Annotated in this window: 16 protein-coding genes; 4 read left to right on the top strand and 12 right to left on the bottom strand. The window is 71.6% G+C overall.

Features of this window, described 5'->3' with window-relative positions:
• Window positions 1-69: 69 nt before the first annotated feature.
• The 6 genes from addA to ahcY form a co-directional block, all read right to left on the bottom strand.
• Window positions 70-3,783 (bottom strand): double-strand break repair helicase AddA, encoded by a 3,714-nt coding sequence (gene addA / locus FZN60_RS09360; protein WP_158873207.1) that lies wholly within the window; start codon window positions 3,781-3,783, stop codon window positions 70-72.
• Between the two features lie 232 nt (window positions 3,784-4,015).
• On the bottom strand, window positions 4,016-7,141 hold the full coding sequence (gene addB / locus FZN60_RS09355; RefSeq protein ID WP_158873206.1) for a double-strand break repair protein AddB: 3,126 nt from the start codon (window positions 7,139-7,141) through the stop codon (window positions 4,016-4,018).
• Between the two features lie 75 nt (window positions 7,142-7,216).
• Entirely contained in the window at window positions 7,217-7,915 is a 699-nt protein-coding gene (locus FZN60_RS09350; RefSeq protein WP_158873300.1) for a nucleotidyltransferase family protein, read from the bottom strand.
• A gap of 53 nt (window positions 7,916-7,968) precedes the next feature.
• Complete coding sequence (gene tsaE / locus FZN60_RS09345) at window positions 7,969-9,564, bottom strand: tRNA (adenosine(37)-N6)-threonylcarbamoyltransferase complex ATPase subunit type 1 TsaE (protein WP_158873205.1); 1,596 nt, start codon at window positions 9,562-9,564, stop codon at window positions 7,969-7,971.
• Window positions 9,561-12,233, bottom strand: a complete 2,673-nt coding sequence (locus FZN60_RS09340) for a sensor histidine kinase (protein WP_246726677.1) — start codon at window positions 12,231-12,233, stop codon at window positions 9,561-9,563. Before FZN60_RS09340 ends, tsaE begins: the two co-directional genes overlap by 4 nt.
• 321 nt (window positions 12,234-12,554) lie before the next feature.
• Window positions 12,555-13,955: an adenosylhomocysteinase gene (ahcY, locus tag FZN60_RS09335; protein WP_158873204.1), complete on the bottom strand. Its 1,401-nt coding sequence runs from the start codon at window positions 13,953-13,955 to the stop codon at window positions 12,555-12,557.
• Window positions 13,956-14,172: 217 nt separating this feature from the next.
• On the opposite strand from ahcY, the gene FZN60_RS09330 reads away from it, so the two are divergent.
• On the top strand, window positions 14,173-15,870 hold the full coding sequence (locus tag FZN60_RS09330) for an aq_1923 C-terminal domain (RefSeq protein WP_158873203.1): 1,698 nt from the start codon (window positions 14,173-14,175) through the stop codon (window positions 15,868-15,870).
• A 33-nt stretch (window positions 15,871-15,903) separates the two neighbouring features.
• Here the strand turns inward: FZN60_RS09330 and FZN60_RS09325 are convergent, their stop codons facing one another.
• From FZN60_RS09325 to FZN60_RS09300, 6 genes are all read right to left on the bottom strand, one after another.
• Window positions 15,904-16,197 (bottom strand): HPr family phosphocarrier protein, encoded by a 294-nt coding sequence (locus FZN60_RS09325; RefSeq protein WP_158873202.1) that lies wholly within the window; start codon window positions 16,195-16,197, stop codon window positions 15,904-15,906.
• A complete protein-coding gene (locus tag FZN60_RS09320; RefSeq protein ID WP_158873201.1) occupies window positions 16,194-16,595 on the bottom strand; it encodes a PTS sugar transporter subunit IIA in 402 nt (133 codons plus the stop codon). Before FZN60_RS09320 ends, FZN60_RS09325 begins: the two co-directional genes overlap by 4 nt.
• Window positions 16,596-16,767: 172 nt before the next feature.
• On the bottom strand, window positions 16,768-17,250 hold the full coding sequence (locus FZN60_RS09315; protein WP_158873200.1) for an HPr kinase/phosphorylase: 483 nt from the start codon (window positions 17,248-17,250) through the stop codon (window positions 16,768-16,770).
• Window positions 17,247-19,082, bottom strand: coding sequence for a sensor histidine kinase (locus FZN60_RS09310; protein ID WP_158873199.1), 1,836 nt, complete (start codon window positions 19,080-19,082; stop codon window positions 17,247-17,249). The genes FZN60_RS09315 and FZN60_RS09310 overlap by 4 nt, the downstream gene beginning before the upstream one ends.
• 23 nt (window positions 19,083-19,105) lie before the next feature.
• Window positions 19,106-19,810: a response regulator transcription factor gene (locus FZN60_RS09305; protein WP_158873198.1), complete on the bottom strand. Its 705-nt coding sequence runs from the start codon at window positions 19,808-19,810 to the stop codon at window positions 19,106-19,108.
• A 341-nt stretch (window positions 19,811-20,151) separates the two neighbouring features.
• Window positions 20,152-20,637, bottom strand: a complete 486-nt coding sequence (locus FZN60_RS09300) for a pyridoxamine 5'-phosphate oxidase family protein (protein ID WP_158873197.1) — start codon at window positions 20,635-20,637, stop codon at window positions 20,152-20,154.
• 376 nt (window positions 20,638-21,013) lie between these two features.
• Between FZN60_RS09300 and FZN60_RS09295 the strand changes: the two genes are divergently transcribed.
• The 3 genes from FZN60_RS09295 to FZN60_RS09285 all read left to right on the top strand — a co-directional run bounded on the left by FZN60_RS09295 (window position 21,014) and on the right by FZN60_RS09285 (window position 24,016).
• Window positions 21,014-22,627, top strand: a complete 1,614-nt coding sequence (locus tag FZN60_RS09295) for a phosphoenolpyruvate carboxykinase (protein WP_158873196.1) — start codon at window positions 21,014-21,016, stop codon at window positions 22,625-22,627.
• Window positions 22,628-22,901: 274 nt separating this feature from the next.
• The gene (gene arfB, locus FZN60_RS09290; RefSeq protein ID WP_158873195.1) at window positions 22,902-23,336 is read left to right on the top strand and encodes an alternative ribosome rescue aminoacyl-tRNA hydrolase ArfB; all 435 of its coding nucleotides are present in this window, start codon (window positions 22,902-22,904) and stop codon (window positions 23,334-23,336) included.
• Window positions 23,337-23,455: 119 nt separating this feature from the next.
• Window positions 23,456-24,016, top strand: coding sequence for a fasciclin domain-containing protein (locus tag FZN60_RS09285; RefSeq protein ID WP_158873194.1), 561 nt, complete (start codon window positions 23,456-23,458; stop codon window positions 24,014-24,016).
• Window positions 24,017-24,067 lie beyond the last annotated feature (51 nt).

Here is a 24,067-nt window from a genome sequence, read left to right as displayed (position 1 = left end):
CCTTGAACCGTTGTTCGGATCATCAGGTAGAAGCGCCCCCGCCCGAAATCAAGCGGATCGCCGGAATGGTCACGCGCCGTCAACAGGCTGGAAACGACGGCGCCCCGCCGCGTTTCGCGCCTCCCCTACTTGCGCGGCGGAGGGGGGCGCCGGCGCCTCCGCCGTTTCGCGTCCGCCGCCCCGGAGAGCGGCGTCGAGAACCTCGTCCGGCATTTCGATCCAGAGCGGCCCCTCGGTGAAGAGCAGCGCGGCCTCGACGCGGCGTCCCGGATAGATCGGCTGGAGCATCGCGCGATAAAGCGCGAGCTGCAGCCGGTATTCCTCCGGCACCTCCTCGACGCTGCGGGGCGCCGGACGGTTGGTCTTGTAGTCGACGACGAGGACGCGCGTCTCGCTCACCGCCAGACGGTCGATCGAGCCGGAAACCTGGACGGGCCGCCCGCCGACCTCGATCGTGCCGGCGATCGGCACCTCCGCGCGGCTGCCCGGCGCGAAGGCCGGCGCGAAGCGCGGCTCCTCCATGATCCGCCGCACCGTCGCCCAGAGGGCGGCGCGCGCGGCGGGATCCGGCAGGCCCGCGGCCGATTCCAGAAAGGCCATGGCGGCCGGCTCGCGCGCCTCGGGAGCGAGTTCGGGGAGGACCTGGAGGAGGCGGTGGGCGGCGATGCCGCGGCGGATGGCGAAGCCGGGCTCGGCGCCGCCGTCGAGGACGGGCGAGAGGTAGGCGCCGTCCTGCATGCGCCCCGCCGCCGGCCCGGCCTCCTCCAGCGCCGGCGAGGCCTCCACCGCGACGGCGCTTGCCGCGCCCGACGGGGCGAGAGTGCGCGGCAGGCGCGGCTCGGGGGCCAGCGGCGTCAGGTCGAAGGCGAGCTGCTCGGCGCCGCGGGGCGCGCGGGCCGCCGCCGCCGCGCCGTCCTCGGCCGAGCCGAAGCGCAGGCACAGGCGCTCGCCGTTCGCGTCGAGCACCTCCTCGCAGACCGGCTCCAGCGCCCGCTCGGCGATCCGGAGCCAGCACTCGTCGTGCGGCCCCTTCGCGCCGGCCGTGCCGCACAGGACCAGGCGGTCGGCGGCGCGCGTCATGCCGACATAGAGGAGGCGGCGGTACTCGTCCTCGGCGCCGCGCTTCTCGACCTCGGCGAGGCCCTGCAGCGCGGCGTTGCGGGCGCTCGTCGAGGCGCGCCACAGGAAGCCGGGGGCCGCGTCCGGCGGCAGGCCGGGCATGTCCTCCCAGCGCATCATCTTCGCCCCGTGGCTCGGGTGGAACGGGGCGGAGCCGGGGTCGACCAGGAAGACCACCGGCGCTTCCAGGCCCTTGGAGGCGTGGACGGTCATGATCCGCACCTCGCCGCGGCCGTGCTCCATCTCGCGCTTGATCTGCGGCGGCTCGGCGACGAGCTCGGCGAGAAAGGCGTCGAGGCCGGGGCCGTGCGCGTCCTCGTGGGCGAGCGCGAGGTCGAGAAAGGCGTCGATGACCTCGCCCGCGTCCTCGCCGAGCCGGCGCACCAGGGCACCGCGCCCGCCCTCCCGGGCCAGCACCCGCGCGAAGAAGGTGAAGGGGCCGGAGAAGCCGGCGCGGTCGCGCATCGCGTCGAGCCGGTCGCCGGCCAGCGCCGACTTCTCGCGCAGGGTTTCGAGGTTGAGGCCCGGAAGCTCGAGGTACGAGGCGCGCGAGACGCCTTCCGTCGTGCCCAGGCGGCGCAGCGACAGGGACAAGGGCTCGAAGGGATCGCGCACGAGGGCGAGCGCCATCAGCTCGTCCTCGGAAAAGTCGAAGAGCGGGCTCTTCAGCGCTTCCGCCAGCGACAGCTCGTCGTCGACGTTCACGACGGCGCGGCCGAGCGAGATGAGGTCGCAGACGGCGATGTGGTCGGTGAGAAGCAGCCGGTCGGCGCCCGCCACGGGGATGCCGGCGTCGCGCAGCGCCTTGCCCATCGCGTCCACGAAGGGCGAGCGCTTGCGCACGAGAACGAGGACGTCGCCGGGGCCGAGCGGCCGCGGGCCGTCGCGCGTCTCGATGGCGTCGCCGAGCCACCCCTTCACCGTTTCGGCGATGCGGCGGGCGAGGCGGCTCGTCGGCGCGTTCTCCGGCTGGACGTCGACGGGCTCCAGCCAGTCCTCCGGCTCTTCGATGCTGCCCGACACGAAGGGCGGCCAGAGCTCGACGAGGCCGGGCGCGCCCTGACGCACGGTCTCGTGGGCGGGCGGGCGGTCGTCGGCCGACAGGCCACGCCGGTTCTCGGGCAGCGAGAAGACGCGGTCGACGGCCTGGAGGACGATGCCGGACGAGCGGAAGGACTGGTGCAGCTCGACGACAGAGAAGGCGCGCTCGGCCCCTTGCGCGCGGGCGAGCAGCGACCGCCGCTCGTCGGCGAACATGCGCGGGAGCGCCCCTTGAAAGGAATAGATCGACTGCTTCTCGTCGCCGACCGCGAAGATGGTGCGCCTGGCCTCGCGGGCGGTCTGGCCGACGAAGAACTCGTCGATCAGCGAGCGCATCACCTCCCATTGCCGCGGGCTCGTGTCCTGCGCCTCGTCGATGAGGACGTGGTCGATGCCCTGGTCGAGCTTGTAGTGGACCCAGGCCGAGGCGTCGGAGCGGGTGAGGAGGTCGGCGGTGGCGACGATGAGATCCTCGAAGTCGAGCCGCCCGCGCCGGCGCTTGAGCAGCGCGTAGTCGCGCTCCAGCGCGTCGGCGAGGATGAGCGCCGCGGCGCTCGCGCGATAAAGGCGCAGCGAGGCCAGGCGGTTGCGCATGGCCTCGACGTGTGCAACCGCGGCGGCGAGGCGGTCGTCGAGGTCGCCGAACGCTTCCGCCACCGCCTTGGTGACAATGCGCTTGCGCGGCTCGCCCTTCTCGGTGAGCAGCAGCGCGGACAGCGCGGCGAAGCGCGTCGACGGCTCCGCCAGGGCAGGCGGCGCGAAGCAGGCGTCGATGCGCTCGGCCACCTTCTCGTCGGAGGACTTCGCGGTCGCGAGGCAGGTGCGGCCGAGGTCGCGCAGGAACGCCTCGTCGAGGCCGGGGCAGGGCCAGACGGCCGCGAGCGCCGCCGCCTCGTCGGCGCCGGGCGGCAGGCCGAGCGACTCGGCGAGCGCGTCGAGCGCGCCGGGAAGCTCGCCCGTTTCCTCCATGTGGCGGCGGATCGCGTCGCGCTTGGAGACGATCTCGCGCAGCAGGCCGTCGAGCCCCTTCTCGCCCGCGAGGCTCAGGGCGTCGGCGAAGGCGGCCACGCGCGCGTCGCGCTCGGCCTGGCTCGGCTGGCGCCCGAAGGGCAGGCCGCCGCCGGTGACGAGCCGGCGCCGCGCCTCGGCGAGAAGCAGCGCGCTCTCCGAATCGTCCATGACCTCGAAGTGGCCGGGAACGCCCGCCTCGATCGGGAACTGGTGGAGGATCGCCTCGCAGAAGGCGTGGATGGTCTGGATTTTCAGGCCCCCCGGCGTTTCCAGCGCGCAGGCGAACAGCTGGCGCGCGCGGGTCCGGTCGGGATCGCGGGGCGCGCGGCCGAGAAGGCTCCTGAGGTCCGCGTCGAGCGCCTTCTTCGGCTGCGTCGCGAAGAGCGCGAGCCGCCCGAAGACGCGGTTCGCCATCTCCGCCGCCGCCGCCTTGGTGTAGGTGAGGCACAGGATGCGCGAGGGCTCGGCGCCGGCGAGCAGCAGGCGCACGACGCGCTGGGTGAGCACGTGCGTCTTGCCGGAGCCGGCATTGGCGGACACGAAGGCCGAGCGCGCGGGATCGGAGGCCTCGGCCTGCGCGGCGTTCGTGCGGGGGCTGACGGTGAAGCTCACGGGCGGGCTCCAGGGAGGAGCGGACGGCGAAGCTTCTCCCTTCTCCCGCTGGCGGGAGAAGGTGCCGGCAGGCGGATGAGGGTGGTGGCGCAGCCGCGTCGAAGGTTCTTCGCTCGGCCGCTTGCGCGGCCGACACCCTCACCCCCCGCCTCCGGCGGGACCCTCTCCCGCAAGCGGGCGAGGGGAGGCGCCTCGTTCTGCACGGGGGGAGCCGTCCGACGGAGGGGCACGCTCATTCCTCCCCCTCCACCCCCGCCGACCATTCGCGCGCCCGCGCGAGGTGGTCGTAGGTGCCGGAAAAGTCGCTGGCGAGATAGGGACGGGCGCGCGACGGATAGGGCGTGTCGCGCTTGGCGTAGAGGGCGGCGAGGGCCCGGAACTTGTCGTAGGCGCGGCAAGCGAGGTCGTCGGCGGTGATGGCCTCGCTCGTGGCCGTCGCCGCCTTCGACAGGGGCTCGGGCTCGACCGCGCGCTCCTTGAGGCGCACGAAGAGGAGCTCGCCGACGGGGGCTGCCGGCGCGCCGCCTGCGGCAAAGCCGCCATGCCGCGCCATCGCCGCCTCCAGCGGGAGCTGGGGCGCGAGAAGCGTGCGGGCCTGTTTCACCGACGGCCCGCTGCCGGTCTTGAAGTCGATGATCTCGAGGCTCCCGTCGGTCATCACGTCGACCCGGTCGGCGCGGCCCGTCAGCTTCACCTCGATGTCGGGAACGTCCAGCGCGCCCTTCAGCTCGGCGAGGCGCCTGGCCACGCGGGGGGCGCGCTCGCGCTCCCAGGCGACGACGTTGCGCGCCATCGCCTCCATGCGCGGCCACCAGACGGCCTCGATCTCGGCCGGAAGGCGCTCCTCCTGGAAGGCCTCGCGGGCATAGGCGAGAAGGATCGTCTCGGCCTCGGGGCCCGCCGGATCGTTGCCGTCCGCGACGAAGTCGCCGAGGACGCGGTGGAAGAGGATGCCGCGATCGGCGGCGCCCGGGCTGCGGATGAGGTCCGGCATCGGCTCCAGGCGCAGGACGCGCCGGGCATAGACGGCGTAGGGATCGCGGATCAGCGTCTCGACCTCGGTCACCGAATAGCTCGTCGGACGGAAGCCGAGCGGCGGACGCGGGGCGGGCCGCGGGCTGGGTGCGGGCGCCGGGGCGCCGGGTGCCGGCCGGTCGATGCCGACGGCGTGCGCCAGATAGGGCTCGCCCTCGCGGCGCATGGCGGCCGCGCCCTCCTTGCCCGCCACTGCGAGGAGGCGCTGCAGCCAGCGCGAGGCGATGGTCGGCGCGCCGCCCGAGCGCGTCGAGCGCGACAGGACGACCTGCGGCGCGCCCATCGCCATCCAGAAGTCGTGGGCGGCAAGGCCGATCCGCCGCTCCGGAGGCTCCAGCGCCATTTCCGAGCGCATCAGCCGCGACAGGAAGGCGCCGGACTTGGCGCCGCCCGGCCAGGTGTTCTCGTTGAGGCCGGCGAGCACCGCGAGGTCGACATGGGCGAGGCGCGCCTCGATCGTGCCGAGGATGAAGGCGCGGGTCGACAGGCCGCCGCGCGGCCGAACCGTGCGGTCGGCGAGAAGGGCGCGCACGACGTCCGGCAGGTCGCCCGGCTCGACGCCGAAGCCCGTCGCCGGCGCCTGGACGAGGTCCGACAGGAAGGCGGCCAGCGCCTCGCCGGTCTCGAAGGCGTAGAGCTTGGCGGCGCTGCCCTCGGGATCGGCCGCCGCGGCCTCGACGGCGCGGGTGACGAGCGGGGCGACGTCGCCGAGCTCGGACGGCTCGGCATTGCGCAGCGCGGTCAAGGGCTCCAGGGCCGCCGCGAGGTTGGCCGCGAGGGTCTTGGCGAGCTCGCGGTCGTTCGGGCCGACGAGGCGCACCGGGCGCGGCACGTTGGTGGCTTCGAGGAGATCTTCCAGGGCGGACGCCAGGAGTTCGGGGAGCTTGGCGACGTCGGGCACGCCGACGCGCCCGCGCAGGGCGATCGTCTCGATGGCGCGGGCGGCGCGGCGCGCCTCGCCCGGCATCATGCCGGCGCGCATCAGGGGATGCTTGAGGAGCGAGACGAGGGTGAGCGGATCGCCGGGGCGCAGCGCCGCGTCGAGGACGAGCGAGAGCAGCGTGCCGGGCGCGGTGGAGGCGAGCGGCCGGCCGGCCGAATCGTTCGCCTCGATGCCGAAGCGCTGCAGCTCGGCGACGACGCGGCGGGCGAGATTGCGGTCGGGCGTGACGAGGGCCGCGGTCGCGCCCGGCACGTCCAGCGCATGGCGCATGGCGATGGCTGCGGCGAGGGCTTCCGTGCGCTCGTCCGGCGCCTCGACGAGCGCGAGGCCGTCGATGGCGGCGGGCGGGATCGCGCCGGCTTCCTCGGCCCAGACGGCGGTGGTCTCGGCGGGGCGGAGCGCGAAGGACAGGAGGCGCTCGCGGGCGCGGCGGGGATCGGCGGGATCGTCCGCGCCGCCGACGTGGTCGACCGCCTCGGGCGGCAGCAGGAGGCGGCCGAGGATGCGCTTCATCGGATATTGCGGATGACCGGGCGAGGCGATGGCGCGGGACACGTCGATCGCGTCCCAGCCGGCCTTGTCGAGGTCGCGGTCGAGGCCGGGCAGGACGAGGGCGCCGTTCGGCAGGCGGGCGACCGCGCGCATCAGCTCGACGCTCGCGGGAGCCGTGGCGGTGGAGCCGGCGATCACCATCGGCCCGCCGGGCGAGCCTTCCAGCGCCAGCCGCTCGGCAAGCGCGCGCTCGGCGGCGTTGCGCGCGCTCGCCTCCGACACGAGGCCGCGGGCGGCGAGGATGTCCGGCCAGTGGCGGGTGAGGATCGCGAGGAAGTCCAGCGTCATTCGCCACCAGTCGCTGAGGCGCTCGGGGGCGAGCTCGGCGAGGCCATCGAGCGAGACGTTCTCGTTTTCCGCCTCGTCGAGGAGTTCGCAGAGGTCCCGGGCGAGCCAGAGCGCGTCGGCCGCGGAGGCCGGCGGGGGGATGTCGTGCTCGATCAGGGCTTCCACCTCCTCGCGCGTCGTCAGGCGGCGCCAGCGGCGCACGAGGCGGGCGAGGATCAGCCGGCGCTCCATGCCGCTGACCACGGGCGAGAGCGCGGCCTCGGCCCCGCCGGGCAGCAGGAAGGCGGCGGTCTCATCCGCTTCGCCGACCACGCGCAGGGTCGGCAGGATCGCCGGCCCGCCGCCGAGGGCCGCCGCGAACTCGGCCGCCAGGAGGCGCGCGGCGCGGCGCGAGGGCAGGAGAATGGTCGCGCCGGCGAGCTTCAGCGGATCGGCGGGATCGTGCCGGAAGCCCGGCACGATCCGCCCGTCGAGAAACTCGCGCGCGAGCGTCTTCAGAAACGGCAGGCCGGGTGGGATCGAGAGGACACGGAGCTGCATGGCGCCAGTCTGATGCGAAGGCTGAAAGAATGCCCTACCGCAGCCGGCGGCCGCACGCGAATCGCATAGCCGCCTTCAGGCGGCGCTCGCGACCAGCGCGGCCTCCGCCTCGGCGATGGCGCCGGGCGTCCCCACGGTGATCCACAGCCCGTCCATGCGCACGCCGAACAGGCGGCCGGCCTCGATGGCGCGGTCGAAGCAGCGGTTCAGCGAGAAGGGCTCCGGCGACATCCCGGCGAAGATCTCGGGCTTCAGGATCGCCGCCCCGGCATAGATGAAGGGCGACAGGTCCCGCTCCGGCACGCGGGCGAGGCGCCCCTCGACGTCCATGGTGAAGTCGCCGCGCCCCTCGTAGCCCGTCGCCTGGCGCATGTTGGCGATGAGGAGGCTGATGTCCATGCGCGCGGGGTCGAAGAGGTCGGCGAGAAGGTCGAGATTGTCGCGCCAGCCCTCGATCCAGAAGGTGTCGGCGTTGAGGAGAAAGAAGGGCTCGCTTCCCAGATGCGGCAGCGCCTTGACGATGCCGCCGCCCGAATCGAGGAGCTGCTCCGTCTCGTCGGACAGGACGATCTCCATGTCGGTGCGTCGGCGCAGATGGGCGCGCAGCTGGTCGGCGAGGTAGTGGACGTTGACGACGACCCGCTCCACGCCGGCGCGGGCGAGGGCATCGAGCCCGTAGTCGATCAGCGCCTTACCGCGCACCTCGACGAGGGGTTTGGGGATGGTCGATGTGATCGGGCGCATGCGCTTGCCGAGGCCGGCGGCGAGCACCATCGCGGTTTTCGGGCGCGGCCGGCCGGTACCGGCCGCGCGACGGGGCGCCTCGCTCACGACCGCGTCCCGGTCGTGCGCGGCGGGACGGGGGCCTCGTCGAGGACGCTCCAGTCCGCATAGAGCTGCCGGAGGGCGGCGAGCGAGGGGTGGTTCAGGGATCGGCGCATGTAGTCTCGGATGCGGGGGAGGTGGCGCAGATAGTGGGGTTTCCCGTCGCGCTCGTCCAGCCGCACGAAGAGGCCGAGAATCTTGGTGGCGCGCTGCGCCGCCATGATCGCGTAGGCTTCCTCGAAGCGGGCGGCGTCGAAGCGCGTGTCGGCGCTCGCGCGCGCCCGGCGATAGGCGAGGACGAGGCGCGCTTCCAGATCCGGCGAGACGTCGACGCGCGCGTCCTGCGCGAGCGAGGCGACGTCGTAGGCCGCCGGGCCGATCATCGCGTCCTGGAAGTCGATGAGCCCGAGCCGGCGGTGGCCCGTCTCGTGCGCCCGCCAGATGAGGTTCGGCGAATGGACGTCGCGAAGGACGAGGCTCGCTTCCGCCCGGCCGACGATCTCGAAGAGCGCGTCCCAGACGGCCGCGAAGCGCGCGCGCTCCTCCGCCGAGGCCGGCCGGCCGCGCATGCGCGGCAGGAACCAGTCGAGGAGAAGCGAGACCTCGATGCCCATGGCGCGGGGATCGAAGACCGGGACGGTGTGGACGGTGCCGGGCGCGATCGCGATCTCGATGCGCGGGTCCCAGGCGCGGGCGTGAAGCGCGGCAAGAAGCCGGACCGCCGCGTCGTAGCGCTCGGGGATCGGCGCGCCCGCCGCGTCGAGGACGCCGTCCGTTCCGAGGTGCTCGATGAGGAGGAGGCCGGCCTCGAGGTCGGCGGCGTGGATCGCGGGCGCGGCGAAGCCGGCCGTGCGCAGCGCCTCGTCGACCGCGACGAAGGGCATGACGTCCTCGGCGACGTGGACGAGGCGGGTATAGGGCAGGCCGTCGCGGATCACCGGCCCGGGCGGGCGGCGCGGCGAATCCATGAGGACGAGGATCCCGCCGTTCTCCGTCTCCACCGTCTCGTAGGCGCGCGCCGAGGCGTCGCCGGTGAGGTGGCGGCGGCGCGCCGTGCCGTGCCCGTGCGCGCGCAGGAAGTCGCGGATGGCGAGCGAGCGGCGCAGCCGCGCCAGCGCGTCCGCGTCGCCGGAAACGATCGCGCGGCGGCTTTCCCCGTCGGCGCCGGCATGTTCGAGCGCGACGGCGAGGCTCGGCGCGCCCAGGCGCCCCTCCGCCTTGTCGAGCCATTCCACGAGAAGGACGTGGCTTCCGCTCTCGCGCGCGTCGGCGAGGCCCAGTTCCTCGACCTCCGCGGGATCGGCGAGGCGGTAGAGGTCGGCGTGGATGACGGGCGGGCGGCACTCGTCGTAGGCCTGGACGAGGGTGAAGGTCGGGGAGGGAACCTCGAGGTCCGGCGCCTCGGCCAGCGCGCGCACGAGGCCGCGGGCGAGAAAGGTCTTGCCGGCGCCGAGGTCGCCGGCGAGCGAGACGAGGTCGCCGGGCTTCACCGCGCGGGCGAGGTCGGCGGCGAAGAGGAGGCTCGCGGCCTCGTCGCGCAGCTCGACCGCGACGGCTTCGACGGTCGGGGGCTCGGCGCTGTCGGGCGCCGCGATCATTCGGCGGCCCGGGGCAGCCCGTCGCCCTTCTCGCGCTGCTCGCTCGAATTCGGCTTGGCGCCGCGCGAGGGCGGGGGCGCGGGGGCGTTCGGGTCGGCGGGGAAGCGGCAGACGATCTGCGTGCCGCGGCCGATGCCGGAATCGACGGTGACCGAACCGCCGTGGAGGTCGACGAAGCTCTTGACGATGGAGAGGCCGAGGCCGGCGCCGGAGCGGCGCCCGCCGGCCGGGTTCGATTCGAAGCGCTCGAAGATCTTGGCGAGCTGGGCCGGCAGGATGCCCTGGCCGCGATCCGACACGCGGAAGACGACGTCGCCCGCCTCGCGCTGGGCCGACAGGGTGACCGTGGAGCCGGCGGGGGCGAAGTTCACGGCATTGGCGAGGAGGTTGAACAGAACCTGCGTCAGGCGGTGGCCGTCGGCGATCATGGTGCGCCCCGCCCCGTCGACGTCGAGCTGCAGGTCGACGCCGCTTTCCAGCAGGCGGTCGCGCACGCCCTCGGCGGCCTGCTCGACGGATTTGGCGATCTCCACCTCGCCGAGCTCGAGGTCCATGATCCCGGCGTCGAGCGTCGCGAGATCCAGGATGTCGTTGACGATGGTCAGGAGCGCGGCGGTCGAGGAGGAGATGTAGTCGAGATACTCGCTCTGGCGCGTGTTGAGCGGCCCGGTGTCGGGCGAGCGCAGGAGCGCCGAGAAGCCGATGATGTTGGTCAGCGGCGAGCGCAGCTCGTAGTTCACGTGCTGGACGAAGTCGGTCTTGATCTGGTCGGCCTGCTCCAGCGCCTCGTTGCGCTCGCGCAGCATGCGCTCGGCCTGGCGGGCGGTGGAGATGTCGGCGAAGGTCAGCATGGTCTGGCCGCCCGGAAGGGGCACGATGCCGAAGGAGTAGACGCGGCCGTCGCCGAATTCGAGCGTGCCGGCCTCGCTCTCGCGCGGGCCCTCGTCCATGGCGGTGACGGCCAGGACGAAGCGGTCCCAGGCCGCGGCGCCCCCGGCTTCGGCGCCAGTGCCCGCCGCGATGCGGCCGGGCGCCGATTCGGCGATCTTCTGGATGCGGGGTTTGGTGTCGAGGAACTCGGTGGACAGCTCCCACATCTCGGCGAAGGCCGGGTTGAACAGGCGCAGCCGCGCGTCCTGCCCGAACACGGCGACCGCTTCCTTGAGGTAGTCCAGGGTTTCGCGCTGGAGGCGCACGAGCGAGTTGAGGCGGCTCTCCAGCTCGATCTTCTCGGTGAGGTCCTCGAAGACCCAGGTCGCGCCGCCCTGCGGCTGCGGATTGGCGAAGACGCGCAGCGTGCGCCCGCCCGACAGGTGCCACATCAGCTCGACCGGCGCGGTGGCGCGATAGGCGGCGAGCACCTCGTTCTTCAGCTCGCGCAGGGGCCGGTCCATCGGCAGCGTGCCGCGCGACTGGAGCATGTCCATCATCGAGACATGGTCGGGCTTCGAGCCGAGATAGGCGGAGGACAGGCCGAAGAGCTTCTGGAAGGCGGCGTTGTGATAGGTGATCTGCGTGCGGTCGTCGAAGCGGGCGACGGCCGTGGTCAGCTGGTCGAGCGTGTCGGCGTGGTTGGCCAGCGTCTGCGCGAGGACGCGCCGCGCTTCCTCGGCTTCGGACACGTCGACAGCCAGTCCCGCCGAGCCGAACGGGCCGGCGACGTCGACGACGTGGAAGGTGCGCCGGTCGTTGTCGACCACGGTGGACAGCTTGTCGTCGAAGGTCTCGCCGGCCTCGATCCGCGCGGCGATGGCGGCGCGGTCGGCCTCGCCGAGGAACTCGGCGCCGTTCTTCAAGGCGGCCTCGGAATTCGGGGCGTCGACGGCGCGGCCGTAGGCGGCGTTGACCCAGGCAAGCCGCCGGTCGCGGCCGCGCAGCCAGACGGGAAGCGGCGCCGCGTCGAAGAGGCTCTGGAGGGTCGCGATCGTCGCGGCGGCGCGCGCGTGGTCGGCCTTCAGCGCGGCCTGCGCCTCGCGCAGGCCCTTCAGCGGCGTGAAGCGCACCACGGCCTCGCCGCCGAGCGGCTTGCCGGTGATCTCGATGATCGCGCCCTTAGGCAGGTCGACGGAGAGCGTGAAGGCCGCGGCCTCGGCGCGCAGCGTTTCGATGCGCGCGGGAAGCTGGCGGGCGACGTCCGGCGGCAGCCAGGTGTCGAAGGCGAGGAAGCGCTGGGGATCGACGGGAACGCCGAGCGCCGGGTCGAGGGTGCCGACGATGTCGGCCGCCCCGCCCGGGCCGTTGAAGACGAGGATGCGCTCGCCGTCGGCGGCCAGAAGCGCGCCGCGCTGCTCGGCGATCCCGCGGGCCTCGGCGAGGGCCGCCTTCAGCGCCTCGTTCTCGACTGCGACTTCCTGGCGGCGGCGCAGGAGATAAACGGCGGCCAGCATGCCGCCGCCGATCAGAAAGGCGCTGAAGGACAGATAGAAGACTTCGCCGGGCGCCAGGAAGCCGCCGACGAGGCCGTCCGCGCTCGCCTCCTGCGCGACGCAGGGCGTCGCCGCGACGAGCGCGATACCGGCCGCGGCCGTGCCCAGCCGCAGCGCCTGCAGAATCCGGGCGAGCGGACGCCGCGAAGAGCGGGTCTCCGCCCCCGGCTCACACGAGCCCGAATTTTTGCACGAATCCGATGCTCTCCGGCGCGCATCCGCGCATCCGGACCCTCGACGCATCCGCATTCGTCCGCCCCCGTCTCGATTGCCGCATCAACAGGAAAAGACGCCACATCCTGCCTCGCGAGGCGGGCTGGACACGCACCACGCCCCGCGAGCGGCCAATCTATTCTATGGCCGAATCTGGGCAAAGCTGAAAACGGGGGTTGACAGTCAAAACCGGCGCCGGCGTTGCCGATCGGCAAGCTTGGAGCAGGTTTGGCAGGGCTTTGGCGGGTTCGAAAAAGATCAAGGCCCGCCGGAAGGATTTCCGGCGGGCCTGTGGCGAAAATGCGGCAATGCACCCCGAGGTTGCGAAGTCTGGCACCCCGGCCGTTCGTCTCAGTAGCGGTAGTGCTCGGCCTTGAAGGGGCCCTGCGGCGTGACGCCGATATAGGAGGCCTGGCCTTCCGACAGTGTCGACAGCTTGGCGCCGAGCTTGTCGAGGTGGAGGCGGGCGACCTTCTCGTCGAGGTGCTTGGGAAGAACGTAGACCTCGTTGCGGTACTTCTCGCCCTTGGTGAAGAGCTCGATCTGCGCCAGCGTCTGGTTGGTGAAGGAGGCCGACATCACGAAGGACGGGTGGCCGGTCGCGTTGCCGAGGTTGAGGAGGCGGCCCTCCGAGAGAAGGATCATCCGCTTGCCACCGGGGAACTCGACGAGGTCGACCTGCGGCTTGACGTTCACCCACTTGAGGTTCTTGAGGCCCGCCACGTCGATCTCGTTGTCGAAGTGGCCGATGTTGCCGACGATGCACATGTCCTTGAAGGAGCGCATGTGGTCGAGGGTGACGACGTCCTTGTTGCCGGTCGCCGTGATGACGATGTCGGCGGTGGGCGCGGCCTCCTCCAGCGTCGTCACCTCGAAGCCGTCCATCGCGGCCTGAAGGGCGCAGATCGGGTCGACTTCGGTGACCTTGACGCGGGCGCCGGCGCCCGCGAGCGAGGCGGCCGAGCCCTTGCCGACGTCGCCGTAGCCGCAGACGACGGCCACCTTGCCGGCCATCATCACGTCGGTGCCGCGGCGGATGCCGTCGACGAGGCTTTCCTTGCAGCCGTACTTGTTGTCGAACTTCGACTTCGTCACGCTGTCGTTGACGTTGATCGCCGGGAAAGGCAGGCGGCCCTGCTTCTGCAGCTGGTAGAGCCGGTTGACGCCCGTCGTCGTTTCCTCCGTCACGCCGCGGATCGCGTCGCGCTGGCGGGCGAAGAAGCCGGGCGTCGCAGCCAGGCGCTTCTTGATCTGCGCGAAGAGAATCTCTTCCTCTTCCGAGCCCGGGTTCTTCAGGATGTCCTCGCCGGCCTCGGCGCGGGCGCCGAGCAGGATGTACATCGTGGCGTCGCCGCCGTCGTCGAGGATCATGTTGGAGGGCTCGCCGTCCGGCCACTGGAAGAGGCGATCGGTGTAGTCCCAGTACTCGGTCAGGCTCTCGCCCTTCACCGCGAAGACCGGCGTGCCGGTGGCGGCGATGGCGGCGGCGGCGTGGTCCTGCGTCGAGAAGATGTTGCAGGAGGCCCAGCGCACCTCGGCGCCGAGCACCTTCAGCGTCTCGATGAGGACCGCAGTCTGGATCGTCATGTGCAGCGAGCCGGTGATCCGGGCGCCCTTCAGGGGCTGCTCGGCGCCGAACTCGGCGCGGCAGGCCATGAGACCGGGCATCTCGGTCTCGGCGATCATGATCTCCTTGCGGCCGTAATCGGCGAGCGCGATGTCCTTGACGACGTAGTCGAGCGTGGTGGCCATGGGATGTCCGTGGATCGTTCGGGGGAGCGGGATTGGCGGCGATCTAGCAGGAATGCGCTTTTCGCACAAGCTGATATAAGTATCTCTTTATATGATCGCTCGGATTCGACGGCCGCAACCCAGGCATGTCAGCCCTCATGCGCAACTCTATGTCGATGGCGCGAAGCCCGCACGGGGCGGGCGCGCGATCGACGCGAGGCAGGGAGACGCTCTGATCATGGCACGCAAGGCTCTCATCGGTGGAACACGCCGCCACTCGGCAAGCCGGATCGCGGTGCTCGCTCTCGCGCTCGCCGCGGGGATCGGCGCGGGCGCTCCGGCCGTCGCCGCCGAGCGCCTGCCGTCGACGCCGGGCACCGACGCCGGTGCCGGCCTCGCCGGTAGCCTTCTCACCTATTCGCCGACGATCTTCGACCTCACGGTGCAGTTCGCCCGCTCCTTCGTCGGGGTCACCTACGGCTCGCGGGCCTACGATCCCGTGACGAAGCGCTTCGTCGCGCGCGACCTGCGGCTGGAACGCGGCGGGGTCGTCGTCGAGATCGGCCGCTGGAGCGTCGGCGCGACGACGCAGGCCTTCGACGCGGTGTCGCTCGACACCCGCGCCCTGCCGCTCGACGAGGAGACCCGCGCCATGCTGCGCGAGCTGGACATCGAGACGCTGCGCGGCAGCGTTCTCGTCGCCGCAACCGTGGACGAGCCCTCGGCCTCCTTCGACGTCGACGTGACGCTCGACCTGCCGAACCTCGGCCGGCTCGACGCGGCGATCGGGATCGACGGCTTCCACATCCTCGTGCCGCTGGCGGAGGCGACGGTCGAGGCGGACGGCACGGTTGTCGAGCCGCGCCCGGAAATCCTCGGGCGCCTGCGCTTCTTCGAGGCGAGCTTCGAGGATCGCGGGCTCGTCGAGGCGGGGATCGCGGCCGCGGCGCGCGAGAACGCCATGACGCCGGACGCGATGCGGGGCTTTGCCGGCATGATGGCGGCGACGATGCCCCAGCACCTGCTGGTGGGCCGCCCGGGCGCCGACGATCCCAAGGTCGTGCGGCAGTCCGGGGAATGGAGCGCCGCCCTCCAGCGCTTCATCGCCGAGCCGAACCGCATCTTCATCGGCCTCGACCCGGAAGAGCCGGTGGAGCTGGCGGCGCTGCGGAACGAGGCGATGACGGCCGAGACCATCCTGTCGCTCCGCCCGAGCGTGGTGGACGGCCCGCCGCCCGCTACGCCGCTCCTCGCGCCGGGCGCGCTGGCGCTCGACCTCGACGCTCCCGCGGCGGAGCGACTGGCGCTGGCCGAGCGGCTGATCGCCGGGCGCGGCGCGCCGCAGGACGCGGCGGCCGGCCTCGCCCTGGTGCGAGCCGAAGCGCTGGCGGGCGATCCGGCGGCCGTGCGGCTGGCGGGCCAGGCCCTCGGCGTCGATCCCTCCATCGCCCTCGACCCGGACGAGGCGCAGGGCCTCTACGTCGCGCTCGCGAGCGTTCCGGCGGTCCCTGGCGTTTCCGCCGGCATCGAGGTGCTGCGCGGACGGCTCGGTCCGGCGGAACTCGCGCAGGCGGAAGTCGAGGCGGGCAACCGCTTCGCCGGAACGCCGGACGGCGCGGCCTGGGTCGAACGGCTGAACGCAGCGGTCCGCGGGCGCGACTTCGCGGCCCTTCGGCAGGAGGCCTTCGACGCCTATGAGGGGCGCGGCCGGCCGCGCGACCTGACGCAGGCCTTCGCCTTGGCGAGCGCGGCGGCGGCCGGCGGCGACGGGCTGGCGGCAGGCCTTCGCGACGACATCGCCCGCGCCGCGCGCGAGGGCAGCCTTGCCCTGGACCTTGGCGCCGCGCGCGAATCGGCGCGGCTGCTCTGGGCCGACCTTCTGGACGAGGATGGGGCTGCGGGGCCGCCGGCTGGCGGGCCGGCCTCGCCGAACTGAGCGTGGTCGTTCAGGGTTCGGCCTGCCGTCCCCTCAGCACTCCTCGCCGAAGCGGTCGGCGACGAGCGCCTCGATGGCGTCGAGGGCTTGGCTCGCCTCCCGGCCGGAGGCGGAGACCTCGATGGTGCTGTGCTGGCCGGCGGCGAGCATCATCAGGCCCATGATCGACTGGCCGCCGACGCTGAGGCCGTCCTTGGAGATGGTCAGCTCGGCATCGAACTTCTCGGCGACCAGCACGAACTTGGCCGAGGCGCGGGCATGAAGGCCGCGCTTGTTGCAGATGGTGAGGTGCCGCGGCGCGGGGCCGGGCGAGCGTTCGGGGTTCATTTGCCGCTGAGCACCCGGCTGGCGACGTTGATATACTTGCGTCCCGCCTCCTGGGCGAGGCCGAGCGCCTCGGCCATCGACATGTCGGCGCGCACCTTGGCGAGCTTGATCAGCATGGGCAGGTTGATGCCGGCGAGGACGTCGATGCCTTCGCCGCTCATCACCGAGATCGCGAGGTTGGAGGGCGTTCCGCCGAACATGTCGGTGAGAAGGATCACGCCCTTGCCGCGGTTCGTGCGGGCGACCGCCTCGACGATGTCGGTGCGGCGCTGCTCCATGTCGTCGTCCGGACCGATCGAAATGGTCTCGAGGGCGTCCTGAGGCCCGACGACGTGCTCGAGAGCGTTGCGGAACTCCTCCGCTAAACGCCCGTGCGTGACGAGCACCAAACCGATCATATGGCATCGAACTCCGCTGAGACGGCAGCCGCGGTCGGCGCCGCGCCTGCCCCGTCCGTGCGCTGCCCCTTCGTTGTCTGCGGCGCGGCACGGTTTCGGCGGCGCATCTTGTCACGGCGCGCCCGATAGGCAAGCCCGTCGCCGCGACTGTTTGCCTCCTGCGGCCTTCCGGTCACGGCGCGTCGGCGCGCGCGTCGAAGCCGGCGAAGCCGTTTCGCGCAAGGTGGACGAGGATCTCGGCGCCGAGCGCCGCCTCGCGCTCGGGCAGGACGATGCGGCGCACGGGCCGGCCGGCAAGGCGCCCCGCGGCGGGATCGGGCAGGCGCTCGGCGTCCGGCTCGGCCAGAAGATCGACGAGGAGGTCGAGCACCGGCGTCCCCGAGCTTCGCGCCTCGCCGAGGATGCCGACCCCCGACAGTTCGAGAAGGCCGGCGATGGGCGCGGGCGCCGCCATGGCGAGCCGGCCGTCGGCGCCCGGCTCCAACAGCACCTGGTCGTCGGCGACGAGGCCGGCGGTCAGTCCCGCGGCCTCGGCCCGGCGCAGCGCCATGAAGGCGAGCGCGCTCTTGCCGGAGCGCGGGCGCCCGCGGATCAGGACTCCGTGACCGGCGAGCGCGATGGCGGTGCCGTGAACGTGAACCGGCGTCGGGGTCACGGCGTCGGCAGGGACACGATGAAGCGCGCGCCCCCGATCCCGTCGGGCGCGTTCTCGTCCTCGATGTTCTCGGCCGTCAGCGTGCCGCCGTGGGCCTCGACGATCTGGCGCGAGATCGACAGGCCGAGGCCGGAGTTCTGGCCGAAGGATTCGGGGCCCGGCCGGTCTGTGTAGAAGCGCTCGAAGATGCGCTCGATCTCCTCGACGCGGATGCCCGGCCCGTTGTCCTCGACGGTGACGATGACGCGGGTGCCGCGGCGGCGGACGGTGACGACGATGCGCCCGCCCTGCTCGGGCACGAAGGAGCGGGCATTGTCGATGAGGTTGGTGAAGACCTGGGACAGGCGCAGGTCGTGGCCGGGAATGACGGCGCTCTTGGAGCCCGGCGTGGTCGAGGAGGGGCGCAGGATGATGGTCGGCGTGCGCCCGTCCTTGGTGTGGCCGCGCGCGGCCTCGACGACGAGGTGGAGAAGCGCGTCGAGGTCGACGTTGGCCGCGTCCTCGCGGGCGAGCTCGGCGTCGAGGCGCGAGGCGTCGGCGATGTCGGTGATCAGGCGGTCGAGGCGCCTCACATCGTGCTGGATGATGTCGAGGAGGCGCTTCTGGGAGGTCTCGTTGCGGGCGAGTGGCAGGGTCTCGACGGCCGAGCGCAGCGATGTCAGCGGGTTCTTCAGCTCGTGGGACACGTCCGCGGCGAAGCGCTCGATCGCGTCCATGCGGGCGTAGAGCGCGTTGGTCATGTCCTTCAGCGCCGAGGCGAGGTTGCCGACCTCGTCGGTGCGGTCGCCGAAGTCCGGGATCTCGGCGCGCTCGCGAACGCCCCGGCGCACGCGGATCGCGGCGGCCGACAGGCGCCGCAGCGGCGTCGCGATGGTGGAGGCGAGGAGCGTCGAGAGGAAGATCGTGACGAGCGCAGCGACCGCGAAGGTGCGAACGATCGCGATGCGCTCGGCCTGGACGATCTTGTCGATGTCGCCGCCCTGCGTCGAGAGCTGGAGGACGCCGAGAACGGCCCGGAAGCGCTGGATGGGCACCGCGACCGAGACGATCAGCTCGCCGCGCTCGGTCGCGCGCACCACCGTCGCCGGGCCGCCGGTGAGCGCGTTCATCACCTCCGGATAGGTCGTCCCCGAGCCGCCCGGCGTTTCGCGGTAGATCGGCAGGTCCGAGCGGCGGAACAGGCGCCGGAACCAGTTGTCGACCTCCTGGAGGATCGAGGTGTCCTCGGCCTCGGTGATGGGGGGCAGGTCGTAGCGCAGGATCTGGCCGCGCGAGTAGAGATGGCGCGAGTCGAGAATGAGGTTGGCATCGCGGTCGTAGAGCCGGGCGCGCGTCCTGGTCGGCGAGATCAGGCGGCGCAGGAGCGGGGCGACGCGCTCCGGGTTGATCGGGAAGTCGAGGCTCTCGGTGGTTTCCGCGGACGGGGACAGCGTGTCGCCGGCCTGGAGTTCCAGGAGGCGTTCGGGATCGAGCGAGATCGAGTTCGTCTCTACCGTCGCCGAGGACGCGATGGCGCTGGCGATGATCTCGCCCTGCGTCAGCAGGCTTTCCACGCGCGCGTCGATGAGGCCGGCGCGGAACTGGTTGAGGTAGAGGATGCCGGAGACCAGCACCACCAGCGCCACGAGGTTGAGGAAGACGATGCGCCGGGTGAGGGACGAGAAGACCGAATGCCCGAGAAGCCAGCGCACGCGATAAAGCGTGCGGCGGATGAAGGGCAGGCGGCGCAGGCGCGAGCGCGCGGCGGCGTCCCGGCGCCGGGCGCGCACGCGCGAGCCTTCGCCCGACGGCGCGTCCGCCCGGTCGGCCTCTGCGTCGGCATGGGCCACCATCGGCGCGTCCCCGTCCTGTCCGCTCAGGCCTCGCGGAAGCGGTAGCCGACGCCGTAGAGCGTCTCGATCATGTCGAAGTCGTCGTCGATCGCCTTGAACTTCTTGCGCAGGCGCTTGATGTGGCTGTCGATGGTGCGGTCGTCGACGTAGACCTGCTCGTCATAGGCCGCGTCCATCAGCGCGTCGCGGCTTTTGACGACGCCGGGGCGCTGGGCGAGGGCGTGGAGGATCAGGAACTCGGTGACGGTCAGCGTCACCGGCTGGCCCATCCAGGTGCAGGTGTGGCGCTCCTGGTCCATGACGAGCTGGCCGCGCTCGAGCGAGGATTCCGCCGTCGGCGGGGCGCCCTTGGGCATCGCCTCGCGCGCGGCGCCGCGGCGCAGGATCGCCCGGACGCGCTCGACGAGAAGGCGCTGCGAGAAGGGTTTCCGGATGTAGTCGTCGGCGCCCATCTTCAGGCCGAAGAGCTCGTCGATCTCCTCGTCCTTGGAGGTCAGGAAGATCACGGGAAGGTCGGATTTCTGCCGCAGGCGCCGGAGGAGCTCCATGCCATCCATGCGGGGCATCTTGATGTCGAAGATGGCGAGGTGCGGCGGATGCTCCTGCAGCCCTTCCAGCGCCGAGGCGCCGTCCGTGTAGGTCTCGACCCGGTATCCCTCGTTTTCCAGCGCGATCGACACGGAGGTGAGGATGTTCCTGTCGTCGTCGACGAGGGCGATGGTGGGCATGGATCCTTGTTCTCCAGCTTGGCCGGCGCGCAAGGGCGCGCCCGTCCGTCGTCTCGCGCGGACAGGCTCCGCGCGCGGCAGTTCGTCCTCGTCGTCGTCCGCTGCCTGGCTTTTCGATCCTCCGGCCCCGCCGGCCGTCGCAGCTAACGTAACGTCATGGAGCCGAGCCGCAAGTCGCGAGACCTTGGCCCGGCACCGGATCGCCCTGCCGTGAGGTGCGTCCCGATGCCGTTCTTATAAGCGTTCGTCACGCCCGCGCCAAGTCTCGCCCGCCCGCGGGCTCGCGGCCAACCCTTTGACGAGGCTGGCATCGGGCCCGGAGCGGCGCGTTCACGAGACGGTCAAAACTCGATCTTGCGGTTCTCCGTCGTGTCGGGCCGGTCCTTGCCGCCGACCGCCGCCTTGGCGAATTCATAGGCGCGGGTGACGGCGTTGGCCTTCACGTCCCAGATCTCGGCCATCTCCGGCTCCACCACGAGCAGCGCGACCTTGGGGTCGTTGCGGTCCTCCGGCAGCCAGGCCTCGGCCTCCGCGTCCCAGACCGAATCGACCAGGGCGCGATCGCCCGACACGCGGGCATGGCCGGACAGCGACAGGTATTCGCCGTGGCGCGAAAAGGTGCAGGCGACCTCGTGGTCGGCCTCGACCTCCTCGGTCTTGGCGGTCGGGCGCTCGGTCAGGAACAGGAGGCGCCCCGGCGCCAGGTCGGACAGCTTGGGCGCCATCGGCCGGGCGCGCAGCCGCGTGCCGTCGTGGGTCACGACCATGCAGGTATCGTACTTGCCGATCCGCTCCCAGAAGTCCTTCGTGTCCGCTTGGCTTTGCATCGCAGGTCCTTTCCCAGACATGGCGCGTCGCGCCGTGATGTCGGGGAAATGCAGGGCGAGCCGGAAGGTGCCAGGGTCGGCCGCGGGTATTTTGCGGCCCGGGCCGCGTCGCGCCGGCTCCCGGAAGCCCGGTCCGGCCTCGCAGGGCCGGCAAACAGGTGATCGGCTATCATCAGCATTTGCCGTGACCTAACCGATTTAGACTGCCATAAAACCGATTGAACCGCGCCATGCTCAAATTCAATCGATTTGTTCTTCATGGAGGTTAAGCATTTCTTCGGCGTGACACTTGCTGCGCCGCGGTGCGGACGGTATGTTGCCAAGCATTACGGGCCCTGACCCGGTGTTATTCTTCCCACATGGGCGAGGACGAGCGATGAACGAAATCGGTGTGCGCAACGCTGCGAAGGGCATCGAGACCACGGGCCTGGAAGGGCTCGCCTCGATCCGCTGGAACCTCGTCGAAGCCGAGCTTGTCGAGATCGCGGTGCGCCGCGGCGAGGGCAAGCTGACCGCCCACGGCGCCTTCGTGGCCACCACCGGCCCGCACACCGGCCGCTCGCCGAAGGACAAGTTCGTCCTGCGCGACGAGACCACCGACGGCCAGATCTGGTGGGACAACAACAAGCCGATGGAGCCGGAGCACTTCGCCAAGCTCTTCGCCGACTTCAAGGCGCACGCAGCCGGCCGCGACCTCTTCGTGCAGGACCTCTACGGCGGCGCCGATCCCGAGCACCGCATCCGCGTGCGCGTCGTCACCGAGTTCGCCTGGCACTCGCTGTTCATCCGCAACCTGCTCATCCGCCCCGAGCGCGCGGAGCTCGCCGGTTTCGAGCCGGAGCTGACGATCATCGACCTGCCGTCCTTCCGCGCCGACCCGGCCGTGCACGGCTCGCGCTCGGAAACGGTCATCGGCTGCGACTTCACCGGCAAGCGCATCCTCATCGGCGGCTCGGCCTATGCCGGCGAGATGAAGAAGTCGGTCTTCACCGTCCTCAACTACCTTCTCCCCGAGAAGGGCATCATGCCGATGCACTGCTCGGCCAATGTCGGCGATGACGGCGACGTCGCCCTGTTCTTCGGCCTGTCAGGCACCGGCAAGACGACGCTCTCGGCCGACCCGTCGCGCACGCTGCTGGGCGACGACGAGCACGGCTGGAGCGAGAACGGCGTCTTCAACTTCGAGGGCGGCTGCTACGCCAAGACCATCCGCCTCTCGCCCGAGGCCGAGCCCGAGATCTTCGCCACCACCCGCCGCTTCGGCACGGTGCTGGAGAACGTCGTCCTCGACGAGGCGCGCGTTCCCGACTTCGAGGACGGCTCGCTCACCGAGAACACCCGCGCCGCCTATCCGCTGCACTTCATCCCGAACGCCAGCGAGACGGGCCTTGCCGGCCAGCCGAAGAACATCGTCATGCTGACGGCCGACGCCTTCGGCGTGATGCCGCCGATCGCCAAGCTCACGCCCGCCCAGGCGATGGTGCACTTCCTGTCCGGCTACACCGCCAAGGTCGCCGGCACCGAGCGCGGCGTCGTCGACCCCGAGGCGACCTTCTCGACCTGCTTCGGCGCGCCCTTCATCCCGCGCCATCCGTCGGAATACGGCAACCTCCTGAAGGACCTCATCGCCCAGCACGGCGTCGACTGCTGGCTGGTCAACACCGGCTGGACCGGCGGCGCCTACGGCACCGGCAAGCGCATGCCGATCAAGACGACGCGCGCCCTTCTCGCCGCCGCCCTCGACGGCTCGCTGAAGGAAGTCGAGTTCCGCACCGACCCGAACTTCGGCTTCGAGGTGCCCGTCGCCGTTCCCGGCGTCGACACCGCGATCCTCGACCCGCGCTCGACCTGGGCCGACCCGGCCGCCTACGACGCCCAGGCCCGCAAGCTCGTCGACATGTTCGCCAAGAACTTCGAGAAGTTCGCCGACCACGTCGACGAGGACGTCCTCGGCGCCGCCCCGGCCGTGCTTCCGATCGCAGCCGAGTAAGGATCCGGAACCCCGCCGGCGTCGCGCCGGCGGGGCTGCCGCCCCGTCCCCCGCCCAACGGGCGCGCCGCGGGTCTCGCCCGTCCTTCGGACGGAGCGGCTTTTCGAACCCGTCCTTCAGTTCGCCAGTTTCAAATCCCGCCAGGGGCTCCGCCCCTGGCGGGATTTGGCGTTTTCGAAGTGAAGAGGTGCCGAAGGAACATCATTTCCCCTGGCTCGTGGTGCGGGGGACGGGTAGTCCCCTGCCATCGCGACGCCGGCAGGAGTCCCGCACCATGATCGATCCGAACGGGCTGGCGGTGTCGAGCCGCGTGTTCATCCCGGCCTCCGACCTGGAGGAGGTGTTCGTGCGCGCCTCGGGGCCGGGCGGGCAGAACGTCAACAAGGTGTCGACGGCGGTGCAGCTGCGCTTTCTGGCGGGGCGCTCGGAGGTTCTGTCGGACGAGGTGAAGGCGCGGCTGTGGAAGCTGGCCGGACAGCGTGCAACGAAGGACGGCGACGTCCTGATCGAGGCCTCGCGCTTCCGGCTGCAGGAGCGCAACCGCGAGGACGCGCGCGAGCGCCTCGCCGCGCTGGTGCGCCAGGCCTTGGTGCCGCCTCCGCCGCCGCGCCGGAAGACCAAGCCGTCGAAGGGCTCGATCGAGCGGCGGCTTCAGGCCAAGAAGGGGCGCTCCGACGTGAAGCGCATGCGCGGGCGCGTGGCCGACTGAGCCTCGCCTGGGTCACGCAGCCGTGATGGAGAGCGGCTGAAGCCGGCATCGTTTCCCCGTCGTATCTCGAACGGCCTCCGGGTGTCCGGGGCACACGAGATCAACGAGATGGAACGATCATGAAGAAGCTCCTCATCGCCGGCGCCGCGGCGCTCTCGCTCCTGTCGGCGGGCGGCGCGCTCGCGCAGACCGCGTCCACCACACCGGTCGAGGTCGGCGGAGCGCCGATGTATCCGGACAAGACCATCGCGGAGAACGCGCCGAACGCGTCGAACCTGACGACCCTGGTCGCGGCCGTGAAGGCGGCCGGGCTCGTGGAAACGCTGGGCGGCGAGGGTCCCTTCACCGTGTTCGCGCCGGACAACGCCGCCTTCGAGAAGCTGCCGGCCGGCACCGTCGACGAGCTGGTGAAGCCCGAGAACAAGGAGAAGCTGACGCAGATCCTGACCTATCACGTGGTGCCGGCCAAGGCGACGGCGGACGCCGCCATGCAGATGATCAAGGACGACGGCGGCAAGCACGCGGTCAAGACGGTGGAGGGCGAGCAGCTGACGCTCGCCATGGACGGCGACAAGCTGACCGTCACCGACGCCAAGGGCAACGTCGCCACCGTCACCCAGGCCGACGTCATGCAGAAGAACGGCGTCGTTCACGTCATCGACACGGTGCTGATGCCGTAATCCGGCCCGTTCGACCGTTCAAGGTCGCGAGAGTCGGTGCCGGCGGATTCC

This window comes from Antarcticirhabdus aurantiaca (genome assembly GCF_009765365.1).
Lineage (GTDB): Bacteria > Pseudomonadota > Alphaproteobacteria > Rhizobiales > Rhizobiaceae > Antarcticirhabdus > Antarcticirhabdus aurantiaca.
This window is presented reverse-complemented; position numbering and strand designations above follow the sequence as displayed.